This is a genomic window from Streptomyces sp. NPDC046727, from assembly GCF_040645635.1.
Taxonomy (GTDB): domain Bacteria; phylum Actinomycetota; class Actinomycetes; order Streptomycetales; family Streptomycetaceae; genus Streptomyces.
Genome location: NZ_JBEYYR010000029.1, coordinates 72,294 through 89,464 on the forward strand (window position 1 = coordinate 72,294; position 17,171 = coordinate 89,464).

Below are 17,171 nucleotides of genomic sequence, written 5' to 3' on the forward strand. Positions count from 1 at the left end.
CTCGGCTGTGAGCGCGATCGTGGCGCGCCCCCTGACGGCCAACGGAAAGCTCCCCGGGGCCGCACGGCCCGCGCCGGCCGCCCAGGCTCCCGCGCGCCGCGCGGCGCGCACCGCACGCGAGCAGATCCTGCAGGGACTGTTCGCCGAGATCCTCGGCCTGCCGGACGTCGGGATCGACGACGACTTCTTCCTGCTGGGCGGCCACTCACTGCTGGCGGTCCGCCTGGTCAACCGCATCCGCACCGTCTTGGACACGCAGGTCGAGGTACGCGCCCTGTTCGAGACGCCCACTGTGGCCGAACTGGCCGCCCGGCTGGGCGAGTCGGCCGGCCGGCCTCGTCCGAGGCTGCGGCCGGCGGTGTCCCGCCCCGAGCGGCTCCCGCTGTCGCCCGGGCAGTGGCGCCTGTGGTTCCTCGACCGGCTCGAAGGCGCCGGTGCCGTCTGGAACGACCCGATGGTCACCCGGATCCAGGGCGAACTCGACCTGGCGGCTCTGCGCTCCGCTCTGCGCGACCTCGTGGCACGGCACGAGAGCCTGCGGACCGTCTTCGCGGAGCACGACGGCGAACCGTACCAACGCGTGCTCACCGTTCAGGAGGCCGGAGCGGAACTCCGCGTCACACGCTGCGCACCCGACGAGGTGGACAAGGTTGTGGCCGCCGAGAGCACCCGCCCCTTCCGGCTCGACCAGGACATCCCCATCCGCATGCACCTGATCGAGTACGCGACCGGCGCGTACACGCTGGTCATGGTGCTGCACCACATCGCCATGGACGGTACCTCCCTGCGCCCGCTCCACCGCGACCTGACCACGGCCTACGCGGCCCGCCGCGAGGGACGCGCTCCCGACTGGGAGCCGCTGCCGGTCCAGTACGCGGACTACACACTGTGGCAGCGCGAACTGCTGGGCGACGAGGCCGACGACGACAGCGAGGCCGCACGCCAACTCGCCTACTGGCGCGAGGCCTTGGCCACCAGCCCGGACGAGCTGAGGCTGCCCGCCGACCGGCCCCGCCCCGACCGGGCCTCGCACCGCGGCGAGGCACTCGAACTCCCGATCAGCGCCGCAACCCATCAGGGCATGCGCCAACTGGCCCGGCAGCACAACGCCACCACGTTCATGGTGGTGCAGGCGGCCCTCGCCACCACGCTCACCCGGCTCGGCGCGGGCCCGGACATCCCGCTGGGCACCATCATCGCGGGCCGTGGCGACGAGGCGCTGCGCGACCTGGTGGGGTTCTTCGCCAACACGCTGGTCCTGCGCACCGACACGTCCGGCGACCCGAGCTTCGCCGGGCTCCTCGCCAGGGTCAGGGACACCGACCTGGCCGCATACGACCACGCCGACCTGCCCTTCGAGCGCCTGGTGGAAGTCCTTCAGCCGGAGCGGACGCTCTCCCGCAATCCGCTCTTCCAGGTCCTGCTGTCCTGGGCCGGGGACACCGGCGGCGAGCTCGGACTGCCCGGACTGCGCTGCGTACCCGCCCCCACCGACTCCCGGTTCGCCAAGGTGGACCTCGGCTTCCAGGTCGACCATCGGGCGGCCGACGACGAGGATCCGGACGGCCTGAGCCTGCTGGTGCGTTACGCCCTCGACCTGTTCGACCGGGACACCGCACGGGCGCTGGGCGAACGCGTGATCCGTGTGCTCGATCAGGCCGTGACCGACGCGGACCGGCGGATCAGCGCATTCGACCTGCTGCTGCCCGAGGAGCGCCGGCAGGTGCTCGGAGCATGGAACAGGACCCCCGCCCCCGCTCACGAAGGCACCCTGCTGTCCGTCTTCGCTCAGCGCGTCGCCGCACGCCCCGACGCGGTCGCCATCGCCTCGACGGACACCACACTGACGTACCGGGAGCTGGACGAACGGGCGGAGCGGCTGGCCGATGCCCTCGCCGACGCCAGAGTGGGCCCCGGCTCGATCGTGCCCGTTCTCATGGAACGCTCGGCGGACGTCGTCGTCGCCTTCCTCGGAGTACTCAAGGCGAGCAGTGCCTATCTGCCGCTGCACACCGCGCATCCAGCCACCCATCTGCGCACCGCTCTGGCGGACGCCACCCCGGAGGTCCTGCTCGTGGACCGCGCGCTGGCCGGCCACGAACTCGTCGCGGAACAGCAGCGGACAGGGCGGCGCGTCCTGCGGGTGGACAGCGCGGTCGACGGTGTTCCGCAGCGGGCCCCGGCGCGGGCCGCCCGGCCCGTCGTACGACCCGCGGACCTGGCCTACGTGATGCACACCTCCGGTTCCACGGGCAGGCCCAAGGGCATCGAGATCACCCATCAGGGGGTGGTGGACCTCGCCCTCGACCCGTGCTGGGAGGTGACCCACACCGACCGGATCCTCTTCCAGGCCCCGCACGCCTTCGACGGCTCGACCTACGAGATCTGGGCACCCCTGCTGGCAGGCGGCCAGGTCGTCGTCGCCCCGCCCGGCGCACTGAACGCCGCCCGCCTGCAGGAGCTGGTCGCGCAATGGGGGATCACCCGGCTCAGTCTCACCGCCGGGCTGTTCCGGGTGATCGCGGAGGACGCGCCGGAGGCGTTCCGGGGCCTGGCGGAGGTGACCACCGGCGGGGACGTGATCTCGCCCGCCGCCGTCTCGCGTGTGCTGGACGCGTGCCCGGACATCGTCGTCCGCACCACCTACGGCCCCACCGAGATGACCCTGTGCGTCACCCAGCGGCCATGGCGTGCCGGAGAACGGCCGGAGGCCACGGTGCCGCTGGGGCGACCGCTGGACAACACCCGGGTGTACGTCCTCGACGAGTGGCAGCAACCGGTCCCCCCAGGTGTGACGGGTGAACTCCACCTCGCGGGCGCCGGCATGGCGCGCGGGTACCGGGGCCGGCCCGATCTGACGGCCGAGCGGTTCGTGCCCGATCCCTTCGCCGAGCCAGGAGATCGCATGTACCGGTCCGGCGACCTGGTGCGCTGGACCCACACGGGCGACCTGGTCTTTCTCGGCAGAGCGGATCACCAGATCAAGATCCGCGGGTTCAGGGTCGAGACCGGTGAGGTGGAGGCGGCCCTCGCGAACATCCCCGGGGTGCGGGAGGCCACCGTCGTGGCCGACGAGGACCGGCATGGAGCCAAGCGGCTGATCGGCTACTTCGTCCCCGACACGGACGGCACGCCGGACACCGCGGCGGTCGCCCGCGCACTGACCGCCCGGCTGCCCGAGTACATGGTCCCCTCGGCGCTGGTCGTGCTCGAGGCACTCCCGCTCACAGCCAACGGCAAGCTCGACCGGGCCGCGCTGCCCGCCCCGCCCGAAAGGACCGGGCTGCCCGACGCCCCTCGGCCCGCGGCGGTCCCGAGGGAGGCCGCTCCCGCACCCGGTCGGCTGGTCGATCGAATCCGCTCCGCCATCGAAGCGAAACCCGGGTGGCCGGCCAGGCGCCGGAAATAGAGGAGGACAGCGTGAGGATTCGCGGGTTCCGTATTGACACCGCAGCGGTCGAGGCCATGCTGACACGGGCCCCCGGGGTGGGGCAGGCCTTCGTGGACGCCCGTGCGGCTCGCCGGGGAGACACCCGGCTGGTCGGTTACCTGGTCCCGTCCCCCGGCGCGGACATCGACCCGGCAGCGGTCAGAAGCTACGTCCGCAACCGGCTGCCGGAGTACACGGTGCCGTCCGCGCTGGTGGTGCTCGACGCCTTTCCGCTGGAGCCCAATGGCAGGCTGAGCCGTCAGAGGCTGCCCACGCCCGACTTCAGCCCGGCCGGTGCCAGCCCGCCCCGCACACCGGGCGAACAGGTCCTGTGCAGCCTGTTCGCCGAGATCCTCGGCCTGCCGGACGCCGGGATCGACGACGACTTCTTCGACCTGGGCGGCACCGAGCGGCAGGCGACCGAGCTCGCGCGCCGGGCCACGGCCGAACTGCACACCGTCATGCGCCCGGACCTGTTGTCCCGCGCCCCGACCGTGGCCGGACTCGGTCAACTGCTGGGCGTCGGCAGGCCGGTGCGGCCACCGCTGGACCCCAGTCGCTGGCGCAGCAAGGTGAAGATCAACGGTCACGCGATCGCGCCGTGCGAGGCAGCGGCCAGCGTGATGGCCGCCCCCGGCGTGCGGCAGGCAGCGGTGATCGTCCGGGAGGACCGGCCCGGAGAGCGCGCACTGGTCGCCTACCTCGTCCCCGCCGACGACTCCGCATTCGACCTCGGAGCAGTCCGGGAGTACCTGGGCGGTCAACTCCCGGACTACATGACGCCGTCGGAGCTCGTCCTTCTGGACGGCATCCCGCTGACCGACCAGGGCGACCTCGACCGCCGGGCCCTTCCGGCACCCGACTACGGGCTGACCCCCGCCGGCGTCCGCCGGGCGGCCCGCACTCCGGGCGAGGAACTCCTGTGCGGGCTGTTCTCCGAAGTGCTGGACGTGGCCGAGGTCGGCGTCGACGAGGACTTCTTCGAGCTGGGCGGCAACTCACTGCTGGCGATCCGCCTGACGAATCGGATGCGCGCCGCCTTCGGCGTCCCCCTGGAGGTCAAAGCCGTCTTCGAGGACCCCACCGTGGCCGCACTGGCACGTCGCATGAGCGGCGAAGCGTCCCCGCAGGACGCACCGGCACCACCGGGAGGACGGCAGTGAACGCCCCCGACGCGGCGGAACTGAGCCTTCTCGACCTGCACGGCGCACTGGACTCTCCCGTCAGCGAATCCATGAACTTTCTCAACGAGGTGGCTCATCGGTACCCCGACGCCATCTCCTTCGCCGCGGGCCGCCCCTACGAGGGGTTCTTCGACCTCGACGCGGTGCACCGCTACCTGGACACCTTCCGCGAACACCTGCTCGCCCAGCCCGGTGCCGACGCGGTCCAGGTCCGTCGCACCCTCCTTCAGTACGGGCGGACCAAAGGGATCATCCACGACCTGATCGCCCGCAACCTGCAGGTGGACGAGGGGATCACCGTCGACCCCGAGGCCGTCGTGGTGACCACCGGCTGCCAGGAAGCCCTGTACATGACGCTCCGTGCGGTGCGCCGCACCGACCGGGACGCCCTGCTCGTCGTACCACCCACGTACGTCGGCGCGTACGGGGCGGCCCAGTTGACCGACATGCCGCTGCTGCCGGTCAGAGCGACCGCCGACGGCATCGACTTCGACGACCTGGAATCCGTCGTCATCCGCGCCCGGGCGCGGGGACTGCGGCCGCGCGCCTGTTATCTCACACCGGACTTCGCCAATCCCACGGGCGTCAGCCTCGATGTGGAATCCCGCCTGACCCTGCTGCGTATGGCCGCGCGGCACGACTTCCTGATCCTTGAGGACAACCCGTACGGGGTCTTTGGCGGGGACGCGGAGCAGGTGCCCACCCTCAAGGCGCTGGACCGCTCCCGCCGCGTCGTCTACCTGGGGTCCTACGCCAAGACCGGAATCCCGGGAGCCCGAGTCGGCTTCGCGGTCGCGGACCAGCGCGTGTCGGCGCCGTCCGGCCGCACCACCCTGCTCGCCGACGAACTGGCGAAGATCAAGAGCGTCCTCACGGTCAACACCTCCCCCCTCGCCCAGGCGGTGATCGGCGGAAAGCTGCTGGAACACGGATGCAGCATGCGCGCCGCCAACACCCGGGAGACCGCGGTGTACCGGAACAACCTGCGCACCCTGCTCGACGGGCTCGCGGCCCGCTTTCCCCGCGAGCCCGACTCACCCGTCGCCTGGAACACCCCCCAGGGAGGCTTCTTCCTGCGGCTGACCCTGCCCTTCCCGGCGGACGACCGGCTGCTGGAACAGTGCGCCCGCACCCACCGGGTCCTCTTCACACCGATGCACCACTTCTACGGGGACGGGCAGCCGCACCGGCAGATACGGCTGTCCTTCAGTCATCTGCGGCCCGAGGAGATCGAGGAAGGCCTGGACCGGCTGGCGGCCTTCGTTGCCGAACAGAGAGAGCGAGCGGCACAGTGACCTCCACCATGCACGGGCCGGGCCTCCCGGACACTTCCCTGCAGCCACGCGTCGTCGGCGTCGGCACCGCCGTGCCGGCGACGTCGTACACCCAGTCCGAACTGCTCGACACCTACCGGATCGAGGATCCGCGCATCCGCTCCGTCTTCCTCAACAGTGCCATCGAACGCAGATACCTGACCCTGCCGCCCACAGGCCCGGACGGGCTGCCCGTCCCGGAGCCGCAGGGCGAGCTCCTGGCCAAACACAAGCGGCAGGCCGTGGACATGGCCGTACGCGCCGTGTCCGACTGCCTCAAGGAGGCGGGCGCCGAACCGGGCGACATCAGCCATCTGTGCTGTGTGACCTCCACCGGCTTCCTCACCCCGGGCCTGAGCGCGCTGGTGCTGGCGGAGCTGGGGATGAGCCCGCACTCCTCACGGCTCGACATCGTCGGCATGGGGTGCAACGCCGGCCTCAACGCGCTCAACTCGGTCTCCGGCTGGGCACAGGCCAACCCCGGCCGACTCGCGGTGATGGTCTGCACCGAGGCCTGCTCCGCCGCCTACGTCTTCGACAGCACGATGCGCACCTCCGTGGTGAACAGCCTCTTCGGCGACGGAGCGGCGGCGATCGCCGCAGTCTCGGGCGAGGACCCCAAGGCCCGGCCAGGGCCCAGCATCCTCAAGTTCGCCAGCGTCATCATCCCCGAAGCCATGGACGCGATGCGCTTCGACTGGGACCACACACAGAACAGGTTCTCCTTCTTCCTCGACCCCGAAGTTCCCTATGTGGTGGGCGCGTACGCCGAGCGTGTGGTCCACCGCCTGCTCGACGGAACGGGGCTGCGCCGCAGCGGGATCGGGCACTGGCTCATCCACTCCGGCGGCAAGAAGGTGATCGACGCCGTCATGGTCAACCTCGGCCTGAGCCGCCACGACGTCCGCCACACCACCGCTGTTCTGCGCGATTACGGCAACCTGTCCAGCGGTTCCTTTCTCTTCTCCTACCAGCGCCTGCTCGACGAGGGCGCCGTCCGCCCGGGCGACCACGGCGTCCTGATGACGATGGGCCCCGGCTCGACCGTCGAGACCGCCCTGGTGCGCTGGTAGCGGCGTACTCGTGACGAACAACGGAGAGACCATGACGACCACGAGCTTCCAGACGGACCCAGGCATCGACACGCAACTGCTGCTACGGGTGGACGGTTCCCTCCCACCCTCGGCCCGGGCCGGCGCAGACCTGAACGCACTGTGTGACCGGGCCGAGGACACCACCACTCCGGCCGCCGTGCTCCTCCACGTCACCGGCGCACCCGAACTCCCCTTCCCGCCCCGCACCGACATGCAGGCGGTCAGCAGGTGGGAACGGGCCGTGCGCCGATTGGAGCGCCTGAACACGCCCACCGTGGCGGTCGCCGAAGGAGACTGCGGTGGACTGGCCCTGGACGTCCTGCTCGCAACCGACCTGCGCCTGGCGACGGCCGACGTGCGTCTCGTGATGACGGATCACAACGGGGTCGGCTGGCCCGGAATGGCCCTGTACCGGCTCGTGCAGCAGGTGGGTGCCGGGAGGGCGCGCCGCTGCGTCCTGTTCGGGGCGGCTGTCCCCGCCGACGAAGCCGTGGAGCTCGGCATCGTCGACACATTCGTCCCCGACGTGCGCAGCGGGATACGGCGCGGCCACCAGGCAGCCGTCGGCCGTGACGGAAGCGAACTCGCCGTCCGGCGCCGACTGCTGCACGAGGCGTCGACCGTGGCCTTCGAGGACGCGCTGGGCCGTCATCTCGCCGCGTGTGACCGGCTGCTGCGCCGCACACCCCCCAAGGACACGCCGTGAACACCTCTGCTTTCGACGAGCTGAAGCGGGTTGCCGGGGAACCGGTCGCGGTCGACCTGCGGCCGGCGAGCCGCACCCTGGCCGAGGCCGCCTCGCGGGCGGAGGAGACGCTGGCCGAGCTGCCCGAGCCCGAGCGGCGCACCCCGCCCGAGCGGGAACTCGCGGGCCAGGCCAAGAACGCGGTACGTGCTCTGCGCAGCCGGTTCCTGGCGGCCCACGCCGACACGGTGTACGACCGGCTCACCGAGGGCCGTACGAAGGAGCTCCGGCTGCCGGAACTGGCGTATGCCGCCGCCGCGGAGTTCCCCGGCCTGGCCCCCACCCCGGAGCAGATCAGCGCCGAGCGGGCCCGGCCGCAAGCCGCCAAGGAGGGCCGGGAGATCGACCAGGGCATCTTCTTCGGCGCCTTGCTGCGCTCCCCGCTCGCCGGCCCGCACTTGGTGGAGGCCATGCTGCGACCGACCCGGCGGGCCCTGGACCTGCTGCCGCGGTTCGAGCGGACGGGCGAGCTCGACCTGGGCTCGGTCCTCCTCGAACGCCGCGACGAAGCGGCCCATGTGACGATGTGCCGGGACGACTGCCTCAACGCCGAGGACGACGCCCAGGTCGAGGACATGGAGACGGCAGTGGACCTCGCCCTGCTGCACCCCGACGTCCGCGTCGGAGTCCTGAGGGGCGGCCCCATGAGCCACCCTCGCTATCTCAACCGGCGGGTCTTCAGCGCCGGAATCAATCTCAAGAGCCTCCAGGCCGGCCGGATCTCCCTCGTCGACTTCCTGCTGCGCAGAGAGCTCGGCTACATCAACAAGCTGGTCAGAGGGGTGCGGGTGGATCACGACCGGTCCTGGCTGACCCGCACCGTGGAGAAACCCTGGGTCGCCGCGGTCGACACCTTCGCCATCGGCGGGGGAGCACAGCTGCTGCTCGTCTTCGACCGCGTCGTGGCGGGGGAGGACGCCTATCTCAGCCTGCCGGCGGCCCAGGAGGGCATCGTCCCGGGTGCGGCCAACTTCCGGCTGGGGCGATTCGCGGGCGGGCGCACCTCACGGCAGCTCATTCTGTGGGGACGCAGAATCCGGGCCACCGAACCGGACGCGCGGCTGTTCATCGACGAGGTGGCGGATCCGCGCGAGCTGGACGCGCTGGTCGAGTCGAGCGTGGAGCGGCTCACCGGGCAGGCGGTGGTCACCAATCGCCGGATGCTGAATCTGGCCGAGGAACCCCGGGACGCGTTTCGCGCCTACATGGCGGAGTTCGCCGTGCAACAGGCGGTACGGCTGTACAGCGAGGACGTGCTGGGCAAGGTCGGGCGCTTCACGGAGGCCAGGGCATGATCGCGTCAGTCCAGGAGCCGGCGGCGCATGGTGGAGACGGCCAGGCACCAGGCGACCGCGCAGAACACCGCCAGGAACGCGGCGTGCCCCGCATCGCCGGGGTGCAGCGCGTCGAAGGAAAGGTGCCGTACGAGCTCGGTGCAGTGGTACAGAGGGTTGGCCAGGGCGGCGGTGCGGGCCCAGCCGGGCAGTCCGGTGAGCGGGAAGAACACGCCCGCCGCCATCACCAGGGGCGTGAGGAATCCCGAGGCGATCAGCCGCAGCCAGTCGGCCGCGGGCACGAGACAGGACACCCACATCCCGCACAGCGCGAAGCCGAGCCCCGTGAGCAACGCGATCGGCGGTACCAGCAGCAGTCCCGCCCGGAGGGGGAGGCCCGCCGCGAAGGCCACGAGCAGCGGAGCGGACCCGTACACAGCAGACTTGGCCGCGATCCACGATGCTTCGGCGCTCACCAGTTCCCACACGTTCACCGGCCGGCTCAACACCGCGTCGTACACCTTCTGGTACCGACGCCGGTTGTACGTCTCGAACATGCCGGTGAACACCGAGGAGAACAGAATCGCCGTTGCCACCATGCCCGTGCTCAGGAACTGTGGGTAGGGCTGGCCGGTCGCGGTGCCGATCAGCCGGCGGAAACCCAGGCTGAAACCGCCGATGTAGATCAGCGGCTCCACGAGCGAGCCGAAGGTGACGGCCGGCCAGTAACGGCGGAAGAGCAGGAGCTCGCGCAGCCACACAGCGCGGACGACCGGCCACAGCACGGTGTCCTGCTCGTCGTCGCGCGCCCCGGTGTCCTCACCGGAGCGCGCGGAAGATGCGGGAATCGCCCTGGTCACGGTGGATCCTCTCAGCAGCGGAGGGACAACGCGTCAGCCGAACAGCTCGCCGGTCAAGACCACGAAGACGTCTTCCAGAGTGGTGGGACGCAGCACGTCGGGCGGGCCCAGCTCCTCGCGCATGCGTGGGGACATCGTCTCCGCCCGCAGCACGGAGACGGACAGCCCGGTACGGCGGCTGGGCAGCCCGGCCTGCGTCGCGGCCGCGGAGACCTGGGCGTGCCGCCGCGTGTCGCCCCGATACTCGGCGGCCTGGGCGCCGGCATGACGACGCAACAGCTCCGCGGGTGTGCCGCGGGCGATCAGACGCCCCGCGAACATCACGGCCACTTCATCGGCGAGCCGCTCGGCCTCCTCGATGTAGTGGGTCGACATCACCACGGTCGTCCCGGCCGCGCGCAGCTCGCCGATGACCTCCCAGAGGGTCTGCCGGATCTGCGGGTCGAGGCCTATGGTGGGTTCGTCCAGCAGGAGCAGTCGAGGCGAACCCAGGATGCCCCGGGCCAGCAGCAACCGCCGGCGCATACCTCCGGACAACCGGTCCACGCGGGTCCCCGACCGGCCGCTGAGGTCCACCGCCTCCAGCGCCCCGGACACCGCCCGCCGGTAGCGGGACCGGGGCAGCCCTGTCAGCCGGATGAACACCTCCAGATTCTCACGGACTGTCAGCTCGGCGTCGAGATCGTCGTGTTGCGGGACGACAGCGGTCAGTGCCCGGACCCGGCGGGAGGCCTCGGGCAGCCGGTGCCGGAAGACCTCCACGGTCCCGTGATCGGCCCGCGTCTGTCCGGTGAGCAGCCGCATCGTGGTGGATTTGCCGGCTCCGTTCGGCCCGAGCAACCCCAGGAACATGCCCGAGGGAACCGTGAGATCCAGTCCGTCGACCGCGGCGAGGGAGCCGTAACGCTTCACCGCACCCTCGATGCGGACAGCGGTTTCGGTCATACGGGCGGCTCCCTCGGCCTCTGTATTCCAGCGAATTGTCCAAGGGTAGGCAGCATTTGAGGGGAAAGTCCAGAGGCGAGAAGCGCCCATGAGGAACTTGGCCGACAGTGCGCACGATGATCAGGGTGAAGGAACCCGCATATGACAACGCTCGCGCCCGATTGGGTTCAGACGACGAGATTCCGCGCCTATGGTCCGCGTCAGATAGACGAAATAGCGGCCCGATACGGACTGACGGACGAATTCCGGGACTCCCTGCGCCGAATTTCCCTGGTGCTGCCGTTCCGGGTGAACGAGTACGTGCTGTCACAGCTCGTCGACTGGGGGAACATCCCCGAAGACCCCGTCTTCCAGATGGTCTTTCCGCAACGCGGCATGATCACCGCCGACGACGAGCGGCTCCTGGCCGGACTTCTCGACGAAGGTGCCCCGACGGCCCGGATCGCCGATGCCGTCCGGGACATACGCGCTCGCCTCAACCCCCACCCGTCCGGGCAGAAGGAGCTCAACGTCCCCCGCCTCGACGACGTGCCGCTCGCCGGAGTCCAGCACAAGTACCGCGAGACCGTCCTGTACTTCCCCGCCAACGGGCAGAGCTGCCACGCCTACTGCACCTACTGCTTCCGCTGGGCCCAGTTCGTCGGCGATGCCGACCTGCGGTTCGCCGCGCGCGACCCCGGGCAGCTGATCGCCTACCTCCGGCGGCATCCGCACGTGAGCGATGTCCTGGTCACCGGCGGGGATCCCCTGGTGATGTCCACGAACCGGTTGCACGACCACGTGCTGCCGCTGCTCGGCGTGGACACCGTCCGTACGGTGCGCGTGGGCACCAAGTCCCTCGCCTACTGGCCGCAGCGCTTCACCACCGACAAGGACGCCGACGACGTGCTCCGCCTGTTCGAGGAGGTCGTCGCCTCCGGACGCACCCTCGCCGTGATGGCGCACTTCAGCCACCCCCGAGAACTGGAAACCGACCTCGCCCGCAGGGCCCTGGCCCGCGTCCGGGCCACCGGAGCCCTGGTGTACGGCCAAGCGCCGCTCATCGCCCGGGTCAACGACGACGCCCGCACCTGGACGCGGCTGTGGCGCGCGGAACTGTCGGCAGGTGTCGTCCCCTACTACCTCTTCGTGGAACGTGACACCGGCCCTCACGACTATTTCAAGGTCCGGCTCGCCCGGGCAGTCGACATCTTCCACAAGGCATACCGCGAACTGCCCGGCCTGGCGCGGACCGTGCGCGGTCCGGTCATGTCCGCAACCGCAGGAAAAGTCGTGGTGGACGGGGTCGAGTACACCAACCGAAGGAAATACTTCCGGCTTCGGCTGCTTCAGGCCCGTAATCCCTCCCTCGTCGGCCGCCCCTTCCGCGCCCACTATTCGGATTCGGCCGCCTGGCTGGACGATCTCGAACTCGATGCCGACACTCCCGCCGATATCGCGGCTGCACTGCTGACAGCGCCGACGGGCGGCCACTGACCGTCACGACCGAGGAGTGATCCCATTCCCATGCAGAAGAGGGAGGCCGGCGGAACGGATGCGCAACTGCTTGAGGCGGCTCGTCGTCACGGCCGCGGCGTTGTTCACCACCATGGCGGACGTGGCCACGAGGGCCTACGCCCTCGCTGTCCTCGCCGGCCAGGTGCGGGCCGTGAACGACATCACCTCCGCGCAGCCGCCCACCGCCTCGCTGCTGGGGTCACCCACCATCTCCCTCGGCTACAACGCCCACGTGGCGTGGAGCCATACCGTCGGGACCGGCACCCCACTCGGCCTCTGCCGGCTGACACTGGACCCAGTGGATCCGACGACCTATCTGGTGGACGGTCGACCGGAACGCATGGGGAAGCGGACTGTGACCGTCGCCGTCGAGGACGGCGCGCCGGTGACCCGCACCCAGTGGTGGACGCGCTACGGACCGGTCCTCGGCACCCTCGGCGGCGGGCAGTTGTCACTGCCCTGGACGACCACGACGGCGTACGCACCGAACGACCCCGACGCGCAGAACCTCCGCTGCGGCGACACCTCACTCGGCTTCGGCAAGGCTCACAGCACGGCCGGCGTAGTGAAGTCCCTGGAACTGCACCAGGGCCTGCCCTGGGTGAACACCGTCGCCGCCGACTCCTCGGGACGCTCCCTTTTCACCCAGTCGCAAGTGCTCTCCAGGATCGCCGACGAGTGGGCCACCCGCTGTTCGACGCTGCTCGACAGGTCCACCTATCCGGCCTCGGGGTTCGCGATCCTGGACGGTTCACGCGGCGACTGCGCGCTGGGCAGCGACCCGGACGCCGTCCAGCCGGGCGTTTTCAGGCCCGCGCGGATGCCGACGCTGAAGGACGCGCCGTACACGGAGAACTCCAACGACGGCGCCTGGCTCGCGAACGTGCAGCAGCCGCTGCGCGGATATGAGCGGATCTTCGGCGACATCGACACGCCGCGCCTCATCCGTACCCGCGGCGCGATCGAGGACGGCGACCGGATGGCCCGGAAGGGCGAACAGACCGTACGGGACCTGCACCAGCAGCAGTTCGCCAACCGTGTGCCGGCCAGGGATCTCGCCGGGAGCGACAAGGACGCCGCCTGCGCGGCGCTCCCGAGCGGCACCGCCACGGCGAGCGATGGCACGGCAGTCGACGTCTGCCAGGCCTGCGGCGTCCTCGCTGCCTGGGGGAACAAGATCGAGCGCACGTGGAATTCGGCGAGTGGCGGTTACTGGACTGCTTTGAGTCGCCATACCCATGCAAGGACAACACACTTGGAGAGTCATGCCCAAAAACGCGATCGCCACTTACGTTAGGCTGCTGCATGAAGTCGGTGATGCCTTACGTCGGCCGTCCTTGATCGAGCCCTACCTCCGCCGCGCCGTGCGCGATGGCTGGCTGTGGCTCAAGAGCCCAGATCATGTGTCGTATTATCGTGCGGTCATGGCTTCGGACGTCGCTCGTAACCCCGACAGAGCGGTAGGCAGCCCGAGTCGCGATCAATGGCTGGAGACGGGCAAAATGCAGTTCGACTACCTGGTCGAGCACGGTCTCCGACCGGACGACCGGGTACTGGAGATCGGCTGCGGCAACCTCCGTGCCGGGTGGCGGCTTATCGACTACCTGGACACCGGTCACTATTACGGGATCGACATATCCCCTGACGTCCTCGTTGCGGCCAAGAAGACACTGGTGATGCAAGGGATTCAGAGTAAGGTACCGCATCTCACTCTGGTCCAGGACCTGAAGTTGGATTTCTTGCCGGCAGGCTACTTCACGGTGGTGCACGCTCACTCTGTCTTCTCGCATACTCCACCCGAAGATATTGAGGAGTGCCTGGCGAATGTGCGGAGGGTGATGGCCCCGGAGGGTTTCTTCGACTTCACTTTCTATCGGACCGAGGGGGAGGAGCATCATCTTCTTCGCGAGGACTTCTTTTATCGTTCTGGCACGCTGATTGCCCTTGCCGAGAAATACGGGCTCAGAGCCCGATTTATGAATGATTGGGAGAATCTCCCTCACAATCAGTCCAAGATTCGCGTCACTGTGGACCAACCAGTCCTTGATGGTGAGGTCTTCTCGGCAACGTAACGGTTGCGGTGTGTGACGGGGTGCGGGTGCCCGCTCGCGGCCTAGGTCTGCGGTGCCAGGGTGCGTAGGACGTCGCACTCGTTGTCCTCGGGGTCTGCCATGACTACCCAGTTCGGTCTGGCCCCTGGCCCACATCCGTCTTGGTGGCGCCGAGGCCGAGCAATCTGGTCACCTCGTCCTCGGTGCTGCCGTCGATTGGGCTGACGTCGAGGTGAAGCCGGTTCTTCACGGTCTTGCCCTCAGGTACCTGGATGAACACCAGGGTGGGCGGCATCTGACGGGCCCGAACATCCTCGACGGTCGGCACCCAGGAACCGATCTTGACCTTGCCCTCGCTCCGGTCGATCACCTTGAAGTCCAGGACCTCGCACCAGAAGGCCGCGAGCTTTTCAGGATCGTGGCAGTCAACGGCCAACTCAGTGAATCCCACCTCTGGTGGTCCGGGAAGCACAAGCACCACGGCGGCAACGCCCAGGTCATCTCCGCCCCCGACGGCTGGCAGATCTGAGTCTCCCCGGTCCGCCCCGGCCGCGAGCATGACGCCACCTGCGCCCGCACCCACGGCCTGGTCGACGCCCTCAACCGGCTCGCATCCACCCTGGACATTCCCACCCTGACCGACCTCGGCTACGAGAACGCCGGCGACGGCTTCCGCCACCCGGTCAAGAAGCCCAAGGGCAGCGAACTCGATGATGAGTGGCAAGCGTTCAACTCGGTCATCCGAGGCGTCCACGCGGCGCCGAGCGGGCCAACGCCCTGTTGCGGTGGTGTTCTCTACGCACCACCCATCGTCCGAGGAGCCTCGCTTGGTCCCGTATCGCGCCGATGTCTCGTATGGGCTGGTTGAGCATGTGTCCTGGCTCATCTATGCCCGAAGGTGTGAACGTCGCTCGCGACGGCGCAAGTCGGGCTGCTTCAAGCAGGCCCTGCTGGCGCCGGTACACCTGCGCAGGAACGAGACGCTGCCCCAGCTCGCGGCGGGGTTCGGTGTCCCCACCGCGACGGCGTGGCGGTACGTGCACGAAACTCTTGAGGTCCTGGCCTCCTGGGCGCCCGGCCTGCACGAGGCCCTCGTCGGCCTGGGCGAAGGGGACTTCGTCATCGTCGACGGCACGCTCATGCCCATCGACCGCATCGCCGCGGACGAGCCGTACTACTCCCAGAAACACAAGCAGCACGGCATGAACATCCAGGTCATCGCACGTCCCGACGGCACCCCCCTGTGGTTCTCCCGCGCAATGCCGGGCCGCACCCACGACCTGACCGCAGCCCGCGCGCACGGCATCGTCCAAGCCTGCCTCACGAGGCAGATCCTCGTCCTGGCGGACCGCGCCTACCAAGGCGCCGGCGCCACCGTCCGCACCCCTACCACCGCGAACAACTCGCCCACTACCAGCACTACAACCGCGACCACGCCCGTCTCCGCGCCCCCGGAGAACGCGCCTTCGCTCAACTCAAGACCTGGCGGTTGCCATGACGAGCACGCTGTTCCACCCGCCGCACCGGCACAGCAGATCAAGCCGTCCACACCCTGATGACCTGCACATGTTCAGGATGAAAACGGTTCGGGGCCCAAAAGCGGTCCCAGCCCGGTCGACCGCGCACGGCCCGGCAGCACGGCACGGGCCTGGGGACCTTCCCGGTGGGGCGCAGAGCGGACGATCTCCTGGCTCCACGGCTTCCGCCGCCTGCGGATCCGCTGGGAGTGACGCGACGACATTCACGAAGCCTTCCTCGGCCTCGCCACCTGCCTCATCACCCACCGCCACCTCCAACGCCTTTGTCAGGATCGCTCAGGCGGCACCGCCCGTTGTGCCCACCGCTGTTCGCGCCGCCGCCACGAATGCTGCGATCGCCGGGTGCGTGCCGCCGCCCGCGCGGAAGGAGACTTTCGTGCGACGGAAGAGAGGCAGCCGGGTCAGGACCACGCCCTCGGGGGCGTGTGCGGTGGCCATCTCTGGTACGAATCCGGCACCTTGCCCGATCGCGGCCAGCGCCAGGACTGTACGGAAGTCGTTGACCTGATGGCGGATGCGCGGTTGGAAACCGGCCGCCTGACAGGCGCGTACGGCCATCGCGTGACCGGTCGTACCGTCCCGGGCCGTGATCCACGGAGACGTGGCCCACGGTCCGAGCAGCTCCGCCAGCGTGTCGCCGCGGACGGCAGGACCGGCAGTGGGAGGGCTGTCGTCGGCGCCGCCCGTGGCCAGATACATCGGTTCCTCCAGCAGGGGCACCTGATCGACTGCGGTGTCCGGAGACGCGGGAACGAAGTCGTAGTCGTGGACGAGGGCCACGTCGAGTTCGCCGGCGCGTAGACCGTCGGAGACTCGCGCCGAGTCGATCTCCTGCACCATCGGTTCCAGCGCGGGATGCCGCAGGGTCAGCTCGGCCAGCGTGACGGGCACGATGGAGGGGCCGCCAGAGGGAAAGGTCCCGATCCGCAGCGGCCCGCCGATGCCCTCGCGCGCCCCGGCCAGCTCAGAGACCGCCACTTCGAGCCGTTCGAGAACGGCGCCGGCGTGGAGGACGAGGATGCGGCCTGCCGGTGTGAGCACCACTCGTCTGCCGCTTCGTTCCAGCAGGGGCACGCCTGCCTCGCGCTCAAGCACACCCAGCTGCTGGGAGACGGCCGAGGCAGTGAAGGCCAGGGCTTCGGCCACGGCCGCGATGGTGCCGCGTCGGTCCAGTTCGCGCAGCAGGTGGAGACGTCGGACATCGAGCATAAGCTGAGCTTACGTATAAGCGAAGAAACGC

Annotated in this window: 11 protein-coding genes and 4 pseudogenes; 11 read left to right on the forward strand and 4 right to left on the reverse strand. The window is 69.5% G+C overall.

Going from position 1 to position 17,171, the window contains the following annotated elements:
• The first annotated feature begins 19 nt into the window (after window positions 1-19).
• From ABZ937_RS29860 to dpgC, 6 genes are read left to right on the forward strand one after another with little or no spacing between them, the layout of a single operon-like run.
• Entirely contained in the window at window positions 20-3,409 is a 3,390-nt protein-coding gene (locus ABZ937_RS29860) for an amino acid adenylation domain-containing protein (RefSeq protein ID WP_361696424.1), read from the forward strand.
• 11 nt (window positions 3,410-3,420) lie between these two features.
• Entirely contained in the window at window positions 3,421-4,593 is a 1,173-nt protein-coding gene (locus ABZ937_RS29865; protein ID WP_361696425.1) for a phosphopantetheine-binding protein, read from the forward strand.
• Window positions 4,590-5,909, forward strand: a complete 1,320-nt coding sequence (locus ABZ937_RS29870) for a PLP-dependent aminotransferase family protein (protein WP_361696426.1) — start codon at window positions 4,590-4,592, stop codon at window positions 5,907-5,909. The genes ABZ937_RS29865 and ABZ937_RS29870 overlap by 4 nt, the downstream gene beginning before the upstream one ends.
• An 8-nt stretch (window positions 5,910-5,917) precedes the next feature.
• Complete coding sequence (dpgA, locus tag ABZ937_RS29875) at window positions 5,918-7,000, forward strand: 3,5-dihydroxyphenylacetyl-CoA synthase DpgA (RefSeq protein WP_361696466.1); 1,083 nt, start codon at window positions 5,918-5,920, stop codon at window positions 6,998-7,000.
• Between the two features lie 31 nt (window positions 7,001-7,031).
• On the forward strand, window positions 7,032-7,727 hold the full coding sequence (gene dpgB, locus ABZ937_RS29880; RefSeq protein WP_361696427.1) for an enoyl-CoA-hydratase DpgB: 696 nt from the start codon (window positions 7,032-7,034) through the stop codon (window positions 7,725-7,727).
• A gap of 56 nt (window positions 7,728-7,783) precedes the next feature.
• Window positions 7,784-9,061: a (3,5-dihydroxyphenyl)acetyl-CoA 1,2-dioxygenase DpgC gene (gene dpgC, locus ABZ937_RS29885; RefSeq protein WP_361696467.1), complete on the forward strand. Its 1,278-nt coding sequence runs from the start codon at window positions 7,784-7,786 to the stop codon at window positions 9,059-9,061.
• A 5-nt stretch (window positions 9,062-9,066) separates the two neighbouring features.
• Here dpgC and ABZ937_RS29890 read toward each other — a convergent pair whose 3' ends face one another.
• Both ABZ937_RS29890 and ABZ937_RS29895 read right to left on the reverse strand, forming a co-directional pair.
• Window positions 9,067-9,900, reverse strand: coding sequence for an ABC transporter permease (locus ABZ937_RS29890; RefSeq protein ID WP_361696428.1), 834 nt, complete (start codon window positions 9,898-9,900; stop codon window positions 9,067-9,069).
• Window positions 9,901-9,933: 33 nt separating this feature from the next.
• Entirely contained in the window at window positions 9,934-10,845 is a 912-nt protein-coding gene (locus ABZ937_RS29895) for an ABC transporter ATP-binding protein (RefSeq protein WP_361696429.1), read from the reverse strand.
• A gap of 141 nt (window positions 10,846-10,986) precedes the next feature.
• Between ABZ937_RS29895 and ABZ937_RS29900 the strand changes: the two genes are divergently transcribed.
• The 3 genes and pseudogenes from ABZ937_RS29900 (at window position 10,987) to ABZ937_RS29910 (ending at window position 14,414) form a co-directional block, all read left to right on the forward strand.
• Window positions 10,987-12,321, forward strand: coding sequence for a lysine 2,3-aminomutase (locus ABZ937_RS29900; RefSeq protein ID WP_361696430.1), 1,335 nt, complete (start codon window positions 10,987-10,989; stop codon window positions 12,319-12,321).
• A gap of 118 nt (window positions 12,322-12,439) precedes the next feature.
• Window positions 12,440-13,552 (forward strand): annotated as a pseudogene (locus ABZ937_RS29905) (penicillin acylase family protein); the annotation flags it as partial.
• Window positions 13,553-13,607: 55 nt separating this feature from the next.
• On the forward strand, window positions 13,608-14,414 hold the full coding sequence (locus tag ABZ937_RS29910) for a methyltransferase (protein ID WP_361696431.1): 807 nt from the start codon (window positions 13,608-13,610) through the stop codon (window positions 14,412-14,414).
• Window positions 14,415-14,455: 41 nt separating this feature from the next.
• Here the strand turns inward: ABZ937_RS29910 and ABZ937_RS29915 are convergent.
• Window positions 14,456-14,844: pseudogene (locus ABZ937_RS29915) on the reverse strand (VOC family protein).
• Between ABZ937_RS29915 and ABZ937_RS29920 the strand changes: the two are divergent.
• A pseudogene (locus ABZ937_RS29920) lies at window positions 14,845-15,179 on the forward strand (transposase family protein); the annotation flags it as partial.
• Window positions 15,179-15,972 (forward strand): annotated as a pseudogene (locus tag ABZ937_RS29925) (transposase family protein). The pseudogenes ABZ937_RS29920 and ABZ937_RS29925, both read left to right, overlap by 1 nt.
• A gap of 235 nt (window positions 15,973-16,207) precedes the next feature.
• Here the strand turns inward: ABZ937_RS29925 and ABZ937_RS29930 are convergent.
• Window positions 16,208-17,140: a LysR family transcriptional regulator gene (locus ABZ937_RS29930; RefSeq protein WP_361696432.1), complete on the reverse strand. Its 933-nt coding sequence runs from the start codon at window positions 17,138-17,140 to the stop codon at window positions 16,208-16,210.
• Between the last annotated feature and the right edge of the window lie 31 nt (window positions 17,141-17,171).